Raw genomic sequence first — 17,044 nt, 5'->3', positions numbered from 1 at the left:
TTGGAAGTTTTTAAATCAATTGAATCGATTAAATAACAGAAAATGCATATAATAATTCTCTTGCAATCTGACGACATCTTTCGTCATACTTCTCTTCCTGCTCAGGAGTTCCATCAAATGCTTTTGGATCTTCAAATGGTAATGAGATTCTAGTTGCACCAGGAATAAAAGGGCAATTTGCATCTGCATGACCACAAGTCATCACAGCACCAAAACCAGACTGAGCATTAAAAGAATGATCATATTTTTTTGAAAAACCAATGATCGCAGGTTGATTTTCATCGTACTTAATTGCATATACAGGGTTGGCTTCATCAGATAATTTCTGAACGCTTAAACCTGCTCTTTCTAAAGCATTTGCAGCAGATGGAAACAATGCTGTAGCTTCAGTACCTCCAGAATATGCAAATACATCTGAAAATCCATAATGATAAGCCGCTACTTGAGTCCATACTTGAGACAAGTGACTTCTTCTAGAGTTGTGGGTACAAATTAGAATCAAGTTCGCTATTCCATCTTCCGCTAACTTTGTTTTCACAAAGTTCGAGATTACTTCTAAAGCTTCTTTTCTTTCCTCTGAAATTAAATGAAACTCTTCTTTTGCAGAAGCAATGTACTGCTCTAATGTTGATACCGTAGTGTTTTCCATTTTTATATATTCTATTTTAAAATAATTCAAACTAACAAGCACAGCTTTTACCTGGTGTAATCTGATCTGATGAGGTATTGAAGAATACTTTTATTTTATTCCATACTTCATCATTGATACAGTACGATATACAGTTTCCTGTAATTGTACCTTTGATTAGACCTACTTTTTTCAATTCTGAAAGGTGCCTTGAAACTGTAGATTGAGCAAGTGGCAAATGATCTACTAGATCACCATTGATACAATCTGGACTATTTATCAAATATTCCATGATAGCTAATCTTGCAGGATGCCCCAATGCTTTTAATATTTCTGCCATTTGAGTTACTTCAGAAGTAAACCCATCTACTTTTGTTATTCCCATATCGCAATATTACGATATTAAAATATAGAATGTTGAATTTTCTATGTTAACAAAAAGTAAACGAACCATAAATTAATGAATATCACCACGGTAAAGTGTAATTTAGATCAAATGAGAGGCTGTATTCATGTTGTGTGATATTATATTCCAGAGAAGATGTAATAGAGATTACATGCTTTGGAGTTATTTTTAAAGTATGTGTGGCGGATAATCCTGTTGACCAATCACCATTAACAAATTGGTATTCTTGCCTTTCATTTTCATTATTCATAAAGCCTTTGGCAACTCCAGAGCCAATAGACCATTTGTCATTTATTTTGTAGCCAACTGTGTAAGCAAAAGTTAGGTTCTGCAGGTATCTTTTTTTGTCCTTTTCTTCATCCCACATCAGAGCAACCCCTGTTGAGAAACGGGTATTTTTTATCGACCTCGAATAATCTACGCTAAATCCATAAAATGGATTGTCATTAGTCATATTAATACCCTTACTCATTGAAAAAGAAAAAGCATTGTATTTTTCTTGAGCACTTGTAATGGTTACCAATAACATGAAAGAAAAAAGAAAAAGTATTTTTTTGATCATAACACTCTAGTTTATAAACATAAATGTGTGTTAGATCACCTTAACTCCTATTCAATTGATAATTATTAATCTTTATTCTTCTCAGGTAATTGCCATTCCTCCCAAGTAATTAAGTTGACGAACTTAGTAGTGAATTGATGACCTCCTAAAAAAACAAAGCCCACAATAAATAACACATCAATGATCAAATAATAATACCACATAAGTTGATCAAGGTGTAATCGTTCGATAAAACCAGGAATGTATAAGGGAACTGTCAAAGAAATAAGCCATATAAACATGATGACAAGTGCAAGGTTATATTGTGACTTGGTAGCAGGGTATCTTCCTTCAGGAAGTCCCATTAACTTCTTTATTCTATTTTGCACTATGGTTATTCCTTTTTTACCGGCTAAAGCAGTCCCTATCACTAAAAACACCTCTGGGCCACCCACCATCAATAACGCGATTAATGATGATGTTAATGTAGAAGAAAGATTTAAAAATGGGACTCCTAATCCAATTAGTGGAGAAATAAAACCCAAGATAATAAAGACTATTCCAATTCTATTTCTAAGAGGAGTTTTCTTTTCGGTCATAAATTTATGGCTTAATTTATTCTATAAGTTTACTACTTTATGTATCCTTCTGGCTTCTCATTACTTTAATCAAATAAACAAAAACGGGTACAAAAGTTATGATGAATACAAAAGGTAAAAAGAAATTTCCTAAACCTTCTGGGTTTAAAGAAATACTCTTGTAAACTATGAATAAAAATACAATTAGAATTGAAAGCTTCAAAAAACGTATAAACCGAGTTGATAGTGTATACTGTTTTAATGCATTTTCCTCTGTAATTTCAACTGGGTAATTAAAAGTATGCGGATATTTATTTAATATCGTAAGCAATAAAAAGAGTAATAATGAAAAAATGGGCAAACTGAATAGTGAACTTTTGGGGCCATAGCTATCAGGAATACCTTTCGCATTAAAGTGAATGGCAATCTCTTCTGGTAAATCGTTGTAAACAACTAGAGGTAGAATCCATGTAATAATTAATATCACGATACAAACTAACTCAATAGTTATATCTTTTAGTGATAGGGGTAATTTGATTTTAGGCTGACTTTTCATGACACGAACTAATTAAAAAGAGAACGTAATTTCTATATATACGTCTACCTTAATGTAAACGTCTGTTAATAATAGTCAAATAATTCACTTCCAGCTTCGTTCTTCTCCCAATTTCATAAAATATCAACGCTCAAGTTTGTAGAATTCAAAAACATCACATTATATTTGACCTATCAGTCAAAAACAAATTTTTAAACTATGAAATTAAACTTAAAATTAACCCTCAGCTTTTTAGTGGGCTTGTTGATGATGGGCTCTTTATCTTATGGACAAGAAAAAGCCATTTATGAAAAGTATGGTGTTGTTGTTTCATCGCTTCAACCAGGTCTTGAAGTGGGTGATGACGCCTTCGTTTTTGAAGGTAAAAACCAAGACAACAAGAAATTTGATCTTGAAAAGGCTTTAAAAAAAGGACCTGTAGTTATTAATTTCTTTCGTGGAAGTTGGTGTCCCTATTGTGCGAAACATTTGATTAATGTCAATGATTCGTTAAGTATGATTGAAAAAGCAGGTGCAACATTTATTGCCATTACACCAGAAACACAAGAACGCTTTTCAGCCTTTGCATCTAAAAAGGGATTTAACTTTGATTTAGTTGGTGACCCAAAGCTCGACATTATGAATGGCTATCAAGTCACTTTCGATGTGAACGAAGGATATCAAACGATGTTGAAGAAATATGAGAATGATTTAACGAAAACAAACGCAATTAAAAAAGCGACTTTACCGGTACCGGCCACATTTGTGATTGGTCAAGATGGCAAAGTTATCGCAAGACATTATGATCCTAATTACAAGGACAGAATGAGTGTGAAAGATATATTAGCTGCTTTAGAAAGTATTTAATTATACAAAACAGCACAAACAAAGAGGCCTTCCAAAACAAATTGGAAGGCCTTCTTTATGTGTGCACCTCTATATTTAAAATAGAGCCAATGAAAAAAGTTTATCTATAATTTTTTCTTAATACTTATTGTCTGAAATTTTCCAAGTAGCAGTGGAGTGCGTTCTTGGCTTATAATTCAATTGATTACTTGTCAGGGTAACGTTTTGTACATAATTTCCTGGATCTGCAATGGTCATCAAATGATTTATTTCAAAACCATGAATTACTGAATAAGAAGCATCAGTATTGCCATCTTCTATTTTTTCAAGGATAATTTTATCAATTTTAGCTGTTGAATGATCCGTTTCATGAAGGAAAACCTTCTTGGCAATCAATATTACTTTTTTTGTAATTGAGATTTCGCCATAGCTCTCATGAGACATATTTACATAAATACTATCACCATCTGAGGCTTGATTAATGGCGTCTTGCAAGCTACTAAAATCTGCATTTTTCGATTGATTACATACATAGATAGCCTGAGCATTGATTGAAGTACAAATTCCGAAGAATAATATAAGGGTTGTTATCAGATTTTTCATAAGTACAATAGTAAAAGGGCGAGAATTTAGATATGAAATAACGTACACAAAACATGCCATACACATCTGTTTATCAATACAGTACAAAATTATACAGAATACTTAATATACACCATACCCATAAATAGGTATTTTGCAAAAAAGAAAACTACTATCAAATTAATCCAAAATGATTCTCCCTTATTGTCTACTTCTGGATTGTTTGATAGTAGTAAGATCTTGTGGGTTCTAAATCATGGTTAATACATTGAAAAATAGCTCTTGGGTTATGAAAGTTTTTGTAGAAAAATTTTAGTATTCAATGGTCAATTGTATCAAACGGTTTTCAATACTGCATTATAAAGAAACTGTAAATCGATGATTTGGCTTTAGCACCTCATCTTTATATTTCAACTGATGATAACCTTTTACCGTATCTACCAATTCCCAAGACCAATTCACGCCTGCCACTTGGGAAAGTTGCTTTGATATGCCAAAATATGTGGCACCTCTACCTACATTAATGGTATAACTATTAGCAATAATTTTTTTATGTCTTAATTCTTTAGACGGTGTCTTTGGTGATGACGCACTAGGAGATGTTTCAGAAATAGCATTATTAGTGAAGCTCAATAAGCACATTATCAACATGGTAATTATGAAATTTCTCATTATATATTCTATTTAAATTACAAACTCTTTTTAAAAACAACCCTTTGTGATTGTTTGATAGTTCAAATTTATGTAATGATTATTTTTTAAACAAATTAAATGTTTATTTTTTTATCATTAATTGTAAATAATTTAAACAGAGTACTTTACAAAGCCTATTTTCATAAAAATTTGGCAAAAAAAAGAGGTACCAAATTAATGATACCTCCTGGAAAGCGTTCTTTCCTTTTTTGCGCATGCGCACTTAGGCAGAATACTTCGATATATTTTGAATTAACCAACTATTAGGTTGATTAATGATAATGCTCCTATTACATACATTGCCACTGGCAATTCCTTTCCCTTTCCTCCCATCAACATCAGAATGCAATAAGACAAGAATCCAAAGGTAATACCCATTGAGATACTATACGTCAAAGGCATCATAATAATTGTTAAGAATGATGGAACAGCTGTTAACATGTTATCGAACTTGACTTGTTTGATGTTGGAAAACATGTAAACTCCAACCATCATTAATGCGGGTGCTGTAGCATACGAGGGAACAATCGAAGCCAAAGGTGCAAAGAATAATGCTCCTATCATAATAATTGCCGTAAAAACTGAGGCTAAACCTGTTCTTGCACCACTCGCGATACCTGAAGCGGATTCAATAAAAATCGTCGTTGTGCTTGTTCCAATTACTGAACCCACAACTGTCGTGGCAGCATCTGCCTCCAAAATTTTCTCTAACCTTGGCACTGTACCGTCCTCTTTCGTTAACCCGGCCTGATTTGAACAAGCAATGATGGTAGAAAGTGAATCAAATAAATCGACGAACATGAAAGAAAAGATAGGACCAATAAAAGCAAACTTTAAAGCACCCATAATATCCAATTTCATAAATACAGGCTCAATGGAAGGAGGTAAACTTACAATACTAGATGGCAACTCTACATAACCTAACGTGATACTTGAAAGCGTAATAAAAAGAATACCAATCAAAATTCCACCTGTAACACGTTTATATTCTAAAAATGCCGTAATAATAAAACCTATTAAGGCAATGATTACTTCAGGAGTAAATTTACCTAATGTTACCAATGTAGCAGGGTGATCAGTAATCAAACCCATGTTTTTCATTCCAATAAATGTAATGAACAAGCCAATACCAGCTGTAACGCTAATACGAAGTGACAATGGAATTGCATTGGCAATTTTTTCTCTGACACCAAGAAATGTCAATAGCACGAAAACTACACCTGAGATAAAAACAATACCTAAAGCCGTTTCCCAAGGTACATTGGCCCCCATCACAATAGTATAAGTAAAAAATGCATTGAGCCCCATTCCTGGTGCCATCGCAAAAGGCATTTTACCCCAAAAGGCCGCTAACAATGTACCGACAATACCTGCTAATAACGTGGCAGAGAACAATGCGTCTTTGTCCATCCCTGCTTGTGATAATATATCTGGATTGACGAAGATGATATAAGCCATTGTAAGGAAAGTTGTCAAACCTCCAATGAACTCTTTGCTGACTGTTGTGTTGTTTTCTTTTAGTTTGAAAACTTTATTAAGAAATTCCATGATCTCAATTTAATGATTCTTAGTATAACTTTTTTGGCGATAATGATTATACAAAGAAGAGGAAATGATTATTTAACGAATTGGTAAAGAATAAATTGACAAATTAGAATGTCAGTCTCACACATGGTTGAGGAACAAAGGCATTTGAATTATTTGCCGCTAAATTCTTATTGAAGTGCATGTAAATATCGACACCAAATTCTAATTTAGTATTTTTATCGTTTTTGAATAAAGTATTTCTACCTACATCAAATAAGAAACGAGTTTGAGAAATAAAATCAGTTCCCATGTCAGTACTTCCAAACTCTGCTCTATTGGTAGCATTTGGAATTAAATCAAAGAAGCCTTGCATTCTGAAACCTAGTTTTCTCCATAATGGCAAATCAAAAACACCGGTAAATTGCACCGCATCATGTCTGATATTATCTGTTCTCCAATATGTTGATAATTTTAAAAAACCTCCTTTGGGTGCTTTGAAAGTAAGACCCACACCAGCAAGCCCTGCCATAAAACCATTGCCAAAGTTGAGCTGTCCATCTATTGATACATCAGCGACTGGACCAAAAGAAAAATCTTTGCCTGTCACACCAGATAAACTCACCCAAGGAGAAACCTCAGAATACAAACGATAATTGGCAGCTCCCTCATCAGGAATTTCATTATCAAAACCAGTCATATAAAAGCCACTAGGTGCTCCCATGTAATTAACAAAACCATAGACACCACCCCATTTTGTGACGGTTGTATGGTCTAAGGTAAAGAGGTTCATCCCTCCATTTTGAGGGTTGGCTCCAGTAACATAATCGGTATTGTTCCAACCGTATGCATATTCAATAAATGTACTTGAAAAGTTTTGAGCTTGTGAATTGTATGATGCGAACAAGCTAACCATCAATAAGAAAGGCAGTAAAAGTTTCTTAGAAACCATTATAAAATTAGGATAAGACGTTTTTTAATACAAACAGAATTTTTCTGAGTGGGTAAGAAGATGGTAATCGCCAATACATCTTTCATTACAATACAAATATCTTATTAAAATCTTAGATTCTACAATGTGTTATATTACACTTCTACACCTTTACTATACGTTGTTATATAAAAAAATATTAAAAAGCTTTATTTATGATTCAGAATAAGGGATTTACTGCAATTTCTTAAAGAGTACTAACATTGGTTAATATTCTAAACCATACTAAAATGATGCTCAATCTCACTTGAAGTAGACCTTATAATCTGCCTTATAGTTTTCAGAGGTAAGATAGATTTTCAAATCAGCTTTGTACAATTCATCGACTAAAATCCAGTCGGCACTTGTTTCCCATGATTTGGAAGATATTACTTTATCGGCTTTATAAGCTTGATCAACAGTTACCACTAAATAATCCGCTTTCCATTGTTCAGTTACAATGATCACCCGTGGCTTTTCTGGTGTTATTTCTCCAGTAGATTCACAACTGAAAAGAAGAAATAATGAAAACAATAAATAGGTCTTCAATAATAGATTTTTAAATAATGACATGAATAAATATTGCTTTTCTAACTAATCAACTCAATCTAATGCATTTATCTATATCATTCCATATTTATTAAGAATTGTATGAATTAAAAAGAAGCCAATACAAAACCTCTTGCTGAAAATTACATTTCCAACAAGAGGCTTTCATCTATAAAATTGTAAACTGGATTAGGAAACTTTATTAAATACTTCCATATCCATTTGCTTTTCTTTTTTGGAAATAAAAGTGGCAGCAGAAGATACCCCAAAAATATTGGTTGCTGTACGACCCATATCAATTAAGGAATCTACAGACAACACAAATGTCAATACCATACCCATTACTTCTGGTGTAATACCCATAATAGTCATTGCTGTAATAGCCGCAAATGAAGCTGTTCCTGGTAAACCAGCAATACCAAATGATGAAATAACTACAGAAATAAACATAGTAATTATAACTCCTGGTGACAAAAGGTCAATCTGTTGAATACCCAAAGCATTAGTGACTCCCACAGAAAGGATAATCATAAATACTGGCCACATTGCACCACAAGCATTCATCCCCATTGTAGTTCCGAGGGAGGCTGAAATGTTAGCCGTCTCAGTATCTACACCATTTCTTTCTATGAGTGAATTAATAGTTACGGGTAGTGTTGCACCAGATGATTGTGTGGAGAAACCTGTGATTATTGCAGGCAATAAATTTTGAAAATGTTTGACAGGATTATTACCTATTCCCATTTGCACAAGAAGATGCATCACAAAAATCAGTGCCATCGTCAAATAGGATACACCAATAAACAGTGCTAAATCACCAAAAAGTGTAGGTCCATTTTTTGACACCGCAATTGTCATCAAAGAGAAAACACCATAAGGAGTCAACTTAATGATGGTCATCGTGATGGAGTTTATTATTATTTTAGTGCTGTCTAATAACTTTATCACCATGCCCATTTCCTCAGGCTTACGTTTTTCCATTCGACGAATCGCTAAACCAATTAGAAGTGCAATTAGTAACGTACCAATAATGTTATTTTCAGAAAATGCTTCAAAAATTGAGGTAGGTATTTTCTGTGTAAAACCATATATCACTTTTCCTAAAGAAGCATCACCAATACTTTCAATTCTATTAGCGTATCCTTGAGCAATATTCCCTTCAGAAAGTTTTTTAATATCAATCAACGAAGTAAAATTAAACATATTGGCCATTACAAAAGCAATTGATGCAGCACCTGTTATTGACACCACAAAATAGGCGATCACTTTCCCTATTCTATTTCCAATATTTGATTCTTTATTCAAATTTACCAGTGTAGATGTGATACTGATAAAAACAATAGGTACAATCATTAATTTAAGAAAACGGATATATACATTGGATACCGTTTTCATATAGTATTGTAATTCTTGATAAGTTTCTTTGGGTAAAAACTCAAAGAGACTCCAGCCAAAAATAATCCCTAACCCAATGGCTGAAAGATTGCGATAATGGAACTTAATTTTTCTATCCGATAAAAGTTTTAAGACACCGAGGAGGCCTACAAAAGCTAGTAAAGCTATGATTAAATACATGGAATTTATTTTTGATAATCTTAAATGGTGGAGAAATGTACTGAAAAAAAATCACAAATTATTGGAATTAGTAATTGTTTGAAGTTGATTTCAGCTATAAGTTTTCAAAAAAAAATCAGCAAGGTGTAATAATTTCATTTTTGAGCCACTAACCAAATAAAAAAGTATTGTGAGCAGTGATTTTTATACTACATACATTCAGCCTCATAGTGGAATTATCATTAAGATATGCCGGGCGTATACTAATACGCAAGAGGACTTTGAAGATTATTATCAGGAGGTTTGCCTACAAATTTGGAGAAGCAAAGACAACTTCCAAAAAAAATCGGATTGGTCCACTTGGGTGTATCGTTTGTCGGTAAATGTTTGCCTGACATTGTTGAAAAAAAAGAAAAACAATGTTCAAAATTTTGCCAGTGATTATTTACCGCCAGAAATGGAAGCAGAAACTAAAGTATTTGATGATGAAGACCTCTCTCTTCTTTATGATGCGATCCGTAAGCTCTCTGAAATTGATAGGGCTATTATTCTGCTATACCTGGAAGAAAAAAGCTATCAGGAAATTGCTGAAACATTCAATGCTACACCCAACAATATTGGGGTGAGAATCAAAAGAATTAAAGAACGATTAAAAAAATTATTACATGGAAAAGTCAATTGAAAACATCTGGAAAAAAGGGTTTATTAATCAAGAAGCATTAGTTGCACCCAAAATCAATGCACTTTATGAGAAAAAATCTATCAATTTTGTTGATAAATTTATTAGGGATTTCAAGGTTAACCTTTGGGCTATTGCTATATTTACTATTGTCCCTATAGTATTGAGTATTATCGGCAATGTTTTAGGCTTAGGAATTATCATTTGTTTGGCGCTTTGGTATGTAGTATACTATGGGTATAAACAGCTTATTGTACTTCAAGGATTAGAAAAAACGAATACAAGTTATGATTATATCAAACAATTTGATGGTTGGTTGAAAAATACAATTAATGGTTATACAAATATTTATAGATTCGTGTATCCATTAGTACTTATTATCTCAACTTTTGGCGTTTGGGAAACATTTTTGAAGCAACAAATAATCAATAATTATGAGGCTCAAGAGTTACTATGGGGAATGCCCAAAACAGGATTGCTGATTGTGGCAATTGGAGCTGTTTTACTTTCTGTTTTCACCAAAAAAATATATCATTTTGATATGAATTTGGTTTATGGAGCTCAGTTTAGAAAATTGAGGGAGATGATTGCGGAAATGGAGGAGTTGAAAAAAGAAGAATAAAAATAGGTGCTAAGCATCTCAAAAACTAAAATTAATATATGGAAGGAACTTATTATCTAAGTAAAGAAGGAGTTGAAGATTATGTCAACATGGCTAAAGAAGTCAATAGTGAACCACTAATTGAAAAACTTAAAGAACATCTTGCTCCTCAAAGCATATTGTTGGAACTAGGGTCTGGTCCTGGAACAGATTGGAGAATTTTGAGTCAGACTTTTACAGCAGTAGGTTCTGATTATTCAATGGAGTTTGTAAAATACCTGAAAAGAAATAATCCTGCTGGTACATTCCTTCACCTCGATGCGATTACTTTAGATACATTTCTTCGTTTTGATGGTGTTTATGCCAACAAGGTGATGCAACACCTTACTGATGATGAAATCAGAAGGTCTTTAGAAAAACATACTGTTATTTTAAATAAAGGAGGAATCATTTGTCACTCTTATTGGAAAGGTGAAGGTGATGAAATCTTTAAAGGACTCTTTGTAAATTATCAATCAGAGGAAACACTTCAGGCTTTATATGAGGAGCACTTTGAGGTGTTAAAAGTGGAAACTTACAAGGAATTTGATGAGGGTGATTCTTTGGTCATCATAGCAAAATTAAAAAGTTAAGAGGGAAGAATTGGTTTGTGTTGAGGTATTTAAACGATAAGTACTAAGACAGATGAAATAGGTTAATATATCGTGCACCATGACTAGAAGGTATGGGCTTATGGGAAGCTGTTCCATTTTTCAACTTTCATAAGAAACTTGATATGTCTCAAACGTATACAGTTATTACATCTTTTTTAATAAGTCAATTATTATAATCAAATGTTGAACCCCAAAAGCCCATAATTGAAATTATGGGGCTACAAAACACCCATTTTCATTTGTCCTAATACTTGAGTCATCTTAATGCATCAAGCAATGTCTTTTCAATTTAAATTGAAAGATTTACTCAGACCTCTCCCCTCTTAACTCTTTCCTCACAAAAGGTGATTTCATTTGTATGAAGTCACCTTTTTTTAGTGATATTGATTAGTGTAAAATTCCTTTTTAAGTGTAATATTTACATATATAAATTAATGAGCCGCTAGACAACCTAAAAATAATAAAGCCATGGAACCTGATATTTATAATTACCTGATAGATATAGAGAATAGACAAGTCAAAACACCAGAATCTAAGGGAATGATTGTCACATTATCTCGAAAGTTTGGAACCAATATTAGACCTGCAGCTGAGCAATTAGTACAACAGCTGAATGATGAACAAGTTGGTTTTGATATGCTTAAAAGACCTTGGAAACTGATCGATAAGACTGTTTTATATCAAATTTCAAAAGAACTCAAAGTTGGTATTGATAAGTTGAATGAATTTGTTCCAATACAAAATAAAAGCATTTTTGAACAAATCATGTATGGCTTGGACATCTACCACAACAAATTAGACGATAACCTAAAAGATGCTTTACAAACTGTAGTCAACTCTTACCTTGAAAGAGGCAACGTAGTTTTCCTCGGTAGAGGAGCAAGCTTCTTCGCTCAAGGATTGGATAACAGTTTGAAAATTAAAGTAAAAGCATCTGATCAATATAGATCAACACAATACGCTTTAAAAAATGATCTCCCTAAAAACTACGCCATTGAGGTGGTGAAACGAAAAGCCAGAAAGCGTAAAAACTTCTTGAAATTTATATCCCAATCTATTCCTATTACCTATGATGAAATTATCGATAGAGAACACATCTCTAACGATGCTCTTGCTGATGAGCTTTTTACTCTTGTCAAAATGAAAGAGTATGAAATGCTCAGAAATGTTTAACGTTTAATTATACAACACTTTTTTGACATCAAAGATCCTAGTATGCTAAATCGTTTCGATTTAGCATACTTTTTTTTAAAAAAGTACCTGTTCAAAATTATCTATAGCTAAAATGCATTTTAACGAAACCTGAGTTTAATTCATTCTACATTTAGAAACTAAATTTAATTATGATCAGCTACTTTCATTATAAACTCAATTAATAGTCAACTTTCAATCAATCTTTCTCTTATTTCCTGTAACCTCAACCAATTTTGATAGAACAAAGGAAGATTGACCACATTTTCCATATACTGAAAAACATACATTATAAATGAAAATAAAGCACCATACTTCACAATGCCATCATCTACTGATATTACGATGGAAGCAACAAGAAAGGCAATCAATACCATCCAAGAGATAGAAAAATTGATGGCTTCTAAATCGGATAATTTGATATTCCACTTCATCATTGCCCTTAGATGAAGATTCAATTCTTTTTCGTCGTTTTTTGAAATGACATCAACTTGTTTTTCAAATTCATCATTTGACGACTTGTTGAGTTTAATCGTTTTTGTGCTAGACACCCAATAAATTAAGAAAATAACAAAGGTGGTGATTAAACTACCATAAAATGCGTTTAGGTTCAGCGTGGCGATAATGCCTATCACTCCAATTAAGCCAATGATATTACTGATCAATTCGGGCAAAGCATTTTCTAAGAACTCAACTAACTCTCTTATCATACCCAAACGGGCTGACTTTTTGGAGGGAACATGGTTTTTTATACTCGAAATAGCACTCGTGCCAATACTTTGATAAACTTTGGCATAAAAACGGGAGTCAAATACCCTTCTCCCAACACCAATAATAAGGACTGCTAAACCCAATAATCCTAAACAAATTGCTCCTTGGTGGTTTCTATTTATGGCGTCATCAATAGCATAGCCAATGAACAAAGGAAATAAAATCGATAATCCAGCTTCCAATAAAATTAAAAACAGTACAAAGCAGAACTTATGTCGGTATTTTTTTAAAGTATTTTTTAAGCTCATTTTATTCAACTCTTTTCCAAATTTCAGTATCCGAATACCCATAATAGGAATCGCTTACTTATAAAGTTTTTGATGATATCTATTTCAAGGTTTTCCCTTCGTATTTGAGGGTATTTTTTACTTCACCGATTCCATTACTGAACTAATGGATTGTGCCTTTGTATGCATAATATTAATTACCTTGAAATCTTACTTAATTCTTGGTTTCCAACCTGGTGGTTTTGTTACATAATTCCATGCTTCCTTTATGCTTTTTGCTTTTCGCAAATCCCTAAGTATATCAATATATTCTACCAAATGCACCATAATAGGATTGATGGTATTGATGGGTTTAGTAATTCCGTAAGTAGGTTTATGTATTTCCTCCTGATAAGTACCAAACATCCTGTCCCAAATAGATAGCAAAGCACCAAAATTTTTATCAAGATATATTTCATCAGAACCGTGATGCACTCGATGTTGGGATGGTGTCATGAATACTTTTTCGAACCAACCTAATTTGCCAATGATTTCTGTATGTAGCCAAAACTGGTACATTAACACTAAGAAAAAACAGAGAAATACAACATAAGGATGAAAACCTATAAAGACCATAGGCAGATAGAATATCCAAGTAATAAATCCGTCAATAAACGAGACACGTAATGCAGTAGTATAATTGTAAATAGGCGAACTGTGATGGATACTATGATAACTCCATAGAATTCTCACTTTATGTTCTATCACATGTTCCCAATAATAAATAAAATCAATCAAGATGAGACACAGTAGTGTAGTCCAAGTATTTACGGGTATTTGCCAAGGGATATATTCACCAATGAAGAAGAATGCACCTAGAAATATTAAAGAAGAAGTTTTTTCCAAAAGTTGGGCAATAATAAAGACACCAAAACTTGCCCACATTTCACCTAAACGTTGTTTGTTGATTTTTTTCTTGTACAATTCGTAAAAAAACTCAACAATGGCTAGCAGCAAAGATAAATAAATTATGATGTAGATAATCAGCCCTATATTATCTTCCATTTGTTTTACTATTGTTTCCATTCACTAATTTTTATAGTTTCATTAGCAAAGGTAGAGACTCACACAAAGAGTCTTGTGTCATTTTTGGACATTTACAGTATAGGAATATAAATCTCTATAAGTGTCTCTTCCGTAGTGTTATTTTGGTCAGCATTTGGATAAAACTCTAACGTGGGCAGATCTGCTAATTCTAATGCGACATCTAACATCCAAAGTGCATAAATCTTATTATAATAATCAGAATGGCTATGGTAAGTTCCTTTGTGACAAAACTTGACATACTTTTGCCTCTTATGCACTTTTGTTCTAAATAACCCGTCTAATTTAACTTGTAATGGCTGTTCCAAAATAAAACCTACATTGTATCGAAGATGGAGGTTATCACTGATATCACTATCATCCATAATTTCCGTCATAAATATAGAGCGATCACTAATTATATTATTGTTTTTTACGTATTGATATAGCGTATCGGAAGCTGCTTCGATAGCGGAGTAATCTTCATAATCTCCACGATATTCAAAAAATAAATAATCAAAAGTAGGCAGGAATTCTATTTCAAATTGAAGTTTTTGTCGGTTTTCATCTTCTTCTTGTAATATAGACTCTTCTGCTATTTGACGGAGTTTTTCGCTACTTTCTCGAAAAGCAGAAGGTGCATAATTGTATTTCTTTTTAAATGCTTTACTAAAAGCAGCCCTATCTTCAAAACCTACCTCATAAGCAATTGCAGAAACGCTAGCATTCGAATATTTCAGATATTGTGCTGCTTTCTCTAAACGAAGCCGTTTGACATACTTACCGATGGTTTCATGATGTAATGCTTCAAATATTCGATTGATATTGCGATACGAATAATGACATATTAATTCTACTTTCTCAATATTAATGTCTTCCTTAAAATTTTCATTCAAGTAAGAGAGCAGTTTATTGTACCTATCCAATTGGACTATATTAGTCATATCTAAATGTCAAATTTCTTAATTGTCAACTGTTGCAATAAAAACATCTCCTCTTTATAACTCAACTTTTTGAGTTCCCTTTTTTCCAAATCGTTTATCAAATATTTATATCTATTTAGTACCGCTTATGTTACGTTGTAGAGAAAGGCCTAATTAGCCCACTCCAATTACTATCTTTTGATGGGTCTACTTTTAGGTTTTAAAAAGGTGAAATGATCTTCAAAAAAGTTCTCAATAAAAAAAGACTTCCCGAGTAATCGAAAAGTCCGTCCTAATTTCCATACAACTAAATGCACGAAAAATTCCACCGCCTTTGTTCAACTAGGGCTTAATCTTTGGGTCTGAAGACCAAACTAAGTCCTAATTATTACCAGCATTTTATATTTTTAGTTCAAAAATTTCCTCAAAGGATTTATCTTTTTCAATGTCAAGACCTTTAAAATTTTGTCTTATAGAATCAAATGTCTTATTTCTATGATAAAATGCGTTAATTGACCCCCCTATATCTTTTGCATATGACTTATATTCTGGAATTAATAATTCATCAAGAATAATAGGTAACCAACTTTTTAAAAGTGTATTTCTTAAAAAGTCTTTATTCTTAAATAGTTGTGTCTGTTCTGTCAATTTTTCAACATAATTACATTCGTCTAAAATTAGCTTCAAACAGGCTATAACTACATATTTACCATTAGAAAATGGTGCATACTTTCGTATTTTTTCAGTATTAGTTTCTCTATTTGATTTAAAAGACTCAATTGTATCAAACTTCCTTTTTAAGGTGTTATTGAAAATTATTGAGTTTATAACAATATTTTTTGCTTTTTCAAATTTTCCAGGAGCATCAATATCAGAAATTAAAGCCAACAATGAATTCACTCCTCTAAATATTTTTGTTTCTTTCTCCACTAACTCATATAAATTATATGCTAATATCATCTCTCTTACAAGATTATCCGTTATTTCAGAGATAGTAGAGGGAAACACAAGTTCATAATATTTCGATTCGCCAAATATTCTTTCAGAACCAACCTCTTTTGAAGTGGGTTCTTGGACGTGATATGCCATCCAGAGACTAGAAAGTGTTTCTATATCACGCTTTTCATTTTTAAACTCGAACTCATTCAGAGTCTTACCTAAAATATTATGAGGGTTCTTTTTAGCTATAAAATCTCTATCCCCCCTCTTTACTTCATAAAAATAACCGTGTTTACAAAAAAGTTTTTGCAGTTCTATTTGTTCTAGAGCGTTAGCATAAAAATCTCTTTTTTTAATAGCGTTTTGAGTATTATTACACTCAATCACCTTATGCTCAAATTTATTTTCTTTTTCTCTATCATTTTGAATTATACGGAACATTAGCTTTAATTCTTTAAATTCATTTATAGCCGATTCTTTAGACATCTCTTCATTTTTTGTTTTTCTCTTCAATTGGCTTAGTCTTTCTCGATAAGCTGAGTAAATTGCATTAACTGTTTGAGTATAGTTACCCCATCAAAACGGACTGCAA

The 17,044-nt window shown here is 32.6% G+C and carries 19 protein-coding genes and 1 pseudogene; 5 read left to right on the top strand and 15 right to left on the bottom strand.

Going from position 1 to position 17,044, the window contains the following annotated elements:
* Positions 1-28 precede the first annotated feature (28 nt).
* The 5 genes from PL77_RS26680 to PL77_RS26660 all read right to left on the bottom strand — a co-directional run bounded on the left by PL77_RS26680 (position 29) and on the right by PL77_RS26660 (position 2,709).
* Entirely contained in the window at positions 29-649 is a 621-nt protein-coding gene (locus PL77_RS26680; protein WP_052444764.1) for a protein-tyrosine-phosphatase, read from the bottom strand.
* A 31-nt stretch (positions 650-680) separates the two neighbouring features.
* The gene (locus PL77_RS26675; RefSeq protein ID WP_044212039.1) at positions 681-1,013 is read right to left on the bottom strand and encodes a helix-turn-helix transcriptional regulator; all 333 of its coding nucleotides are present in this window, start codon (positions 1,011-1,013) and stop codon (positions 681-683) included.
* An 82-nt stretch (positions 1,014-1,095) separates the two neighbouring features.
* On the bottom strand, positions 1,096-1,596 hold the full coding sequence (locus PL77_RS26670) for a hypothetical protein (RefSeq protein ID WP_044212036.1): 501 nt from the start codon (positions 1,594-1,596) through the stop codon (positions 1,096-1,098).
* A 65-nt stretch (positions 1,597-1,661) separates the two neighbouring features.
* On the bottom strand, positions 1,662-2,174 hold the full coding sequence (locus PL77_RS26665; RefSeq protein WP_044212033.1) for a hypothetical protein: 513 nt from the start codon (positions 2,172-2,174) through the stop codon (positions 1,662-1,664).
* A 37-nt stretch (positions 2,175-2,211) separates the two neighbouring features.
* Positions 2,212-2,709, bottom strand: a complete 498-nt coding sequence (locus tag PL77_RS26660; RefSeq protein ID WP_044212031.1) for a DUF1648 domain-containing protein — start codon at positions 2,707-2,709, stop codon at positions 2,212-2,214.
* Positions 2,710-2,907: 198 nt separating this feature from the next.
* On the opposite strand from PL77_RS26660, the gene PL77_RS26655 reads away from it, so the two are divergent.
* Positions 2,908-3,555, top strand: coding sequence for a peroxiredoxin (locus PL77_RS26655; protein WP_044212028.1), 648 nt, complete (start codon positions 2,908-2,910; stop codon positions 3,553-3,555).
* Between the two features lie 117 nt (positions 3,556-3,672).
* On the opposite strand, the gene PL77_RS26650 is transcribed toward PL77_RS26655, so the two are convergent.
* The 6 genes from PL77_RS26650 to PL77_RS26625 all read right to left on the bottom strand — a co-directional run bounded on the left by PL77_RS26650 (position 3,673) and on the right by PL77_RS26625 (position 9,427).
* Complete coding sequence (locus tag PL77_RS26650) at positions 3,673-4,137, bottom strand: hypothetical protein (protein ID WP_044212026.1); 465 nt, start codon at positions 4,135-4,137, stop codon at positions 3,673-3,675.
* Between the two features lie 336 nt (positions 4,138-4,473).
* Positions 4,474-4,788, bottom strand: a complete 315-nt coding sequence (locus PL77_RS26645; RefSeq protein WP_156152566.1) for a hypothetical protein — start codon at positions 4,786-4,788, stop codon at positions 4,474-4,476.
* Positions 4,789-5,061: 273 nt separating this feature from the next.
* Positions 5,062-6,357, bottom strand: coding sequence for an NCS2 family permease (locus PL77_RS26640; protein WP_044212022.1), 1,296 nt, complete (start codon positions 6,355-6,357; stop codon positions 5,062-5,064).
* A 103-nt stretch (positions 6,358-6,460) separates the two neighbouring features.
* Positions 6,461-7,285: a hypothetical protein gene (locus PL77_RS26635; RefSeq protein WP_044212020.1), complete on the bottom strand. Its 825-nt coding sequence runs from the start codon at positions 7,283-7,285 to the stop codon at positions 6,461-6,463.
* A gap of 282 nt (positions 7,286-7,567) precedes the next feature.
* Complete coding sequence (locus tag PL77_RS26630) at positions 7,568-7,876, bottom strand: DUF6150 family protein (RefSeq protein WP_044212019.1); 309 nt, start codon at positions 7,874-7,876, stop codon at positions 7,568-7,570.
* Positions 7,877-8,041: 165 nt separating this feature from the next.
* Complete coding sequence (locus tag PL77_RS26625; RefSeq protein ID WP_044212017.1) at positions 8,042-9,427, bottom strand: cation:dicarboxylate symporter family transporter; 1,386 nt, start codon at positions 9,425-9,427, stop codon at positions 8,042-8,044.
* A 169-nt stretch (positions 9,428-9,596) separates the two neighbouring features.
* Here PL77_RS26625 and PL77_RS26620 point away from each other — a divergent pair, with 169 nt between their 5' ends.
* The 4 genes from PL77_RS26620 (at position 9,597) to PL77_RS26605 (ending at position 12,512) form a co-directional block, all read left to right on the top strand.
* Entirely contained in the window at positions 9,597-10,088 is a 492-nt protein-coding gene (locus PL77_RS26620) for an RNA polymerase sigma factor (protein ID WP_044212016.1), read from the top strand.
* Positions 10,072-10,707 carry a hypothetical protein gene (locus tag PL77_RS26615; RefSeq protein WP_044212014.1) on the top strand — a complete coding sequence of 212 codons (636 nt, stop codon included), beginning with the start codon at positions 10,072-10,074 and terminating at the stop codon, positions 10,705-10,707. Before PL77_RS26620 ends, PL77_RS26615 begins: the two co-directional genes overlap by 17 nt.
* 38 nt (positions 10,708-10,745) lie before the next feature.
* Entirely contained in the window at positions 10,746-11,318 is a 573-nt protein-coding gene (locus PL77_RS26610; RefSeq protein ID WP_044212012.1) for a class I SAM-dependent methyltransferase, read from the top strand.
* Positions 11,319-11,807: 489 nt separating this feature from the next.
* The gene (locus PL77_RS26605) at positions 11,808-12,512 is read left to right on the top strand and encodes an AAA family ATPase (protein WP_044212010.1); all 705 of its coding nucleotides are present in this window, start codon (positions 11,808-11,810) and stop codon (positions 12,510-12,512) included.
* A 206-nt stretch (positions 12,513-12,718) separates the two neighbouring features.
* Here the strand turns inward: PL77_RS26605 and PL77_RS26600 are convergent, their stop codons facing one another.
* The 4 genes and pseudogenes from PL77_RS26600 to PL77_RS26585 form a co-directional block, all read right to left on the bottom strand.
* Positions 12,719-13,549: an ABC transporter six-transmembrane domain-containing protein gene (locus PL77_RS26600; protein ID WP_172665959.1), complete on the bottom strand. Its 831-nt coding sequence runs from the start codon at positions 13,547-13,549 to the stop codon at positions 12,719-12,721.
* A 189-nt stretch (positions 13,550-13,738) separates the two neighbouring features.
* Positions 13,739-14,593, bottom strand: coding sequence for a sterol desaturase family protein (locus tag PL77_RS26595; RefSeq protein WP_044212006.1), 855 nt, complete (start codon positions 14,591-14,593; stop codon positions 13,739-13,741).
* A 71-nt stretch (positions 14,594-14,664) separates the two neighbouring features.
* Positions 14,665-15,534: a GyrI-like domain-containing protein gene (locus PL77_RS26590; protein ID WP_044212003.1), complete on the bottom strand. Its 870-nt coding sequence runs from the start codon at positions 15,532-15,534 to the stop codon at positions 14,665-14,667.
* A gap of 378 nt (positions 15,535-15,912) precedes the next feature.
* Positions 15,913-17,001, bottom strand: a pseudogene (locus PL77_RS26585) (AIPR family protein); the annotation flags it as partial.
* Between the last annotated feature and the right edge of the window lie 43 nt (positions 17,002-17,044).

Source organism: Flammeovirga sp. OC4 (assembly GCF_000812565.1).
Classification (GTDB): Bacteria; Bacteroidota; Bacteroidia; order Cytophagales; family Flammeovirgaceae; genus Flammeovirga.
The sequence above is the reverse complement of the archived record's forward strand: the minus strand, read 5'-3'. Positions and strand labels throughout refer to the sequence as shown.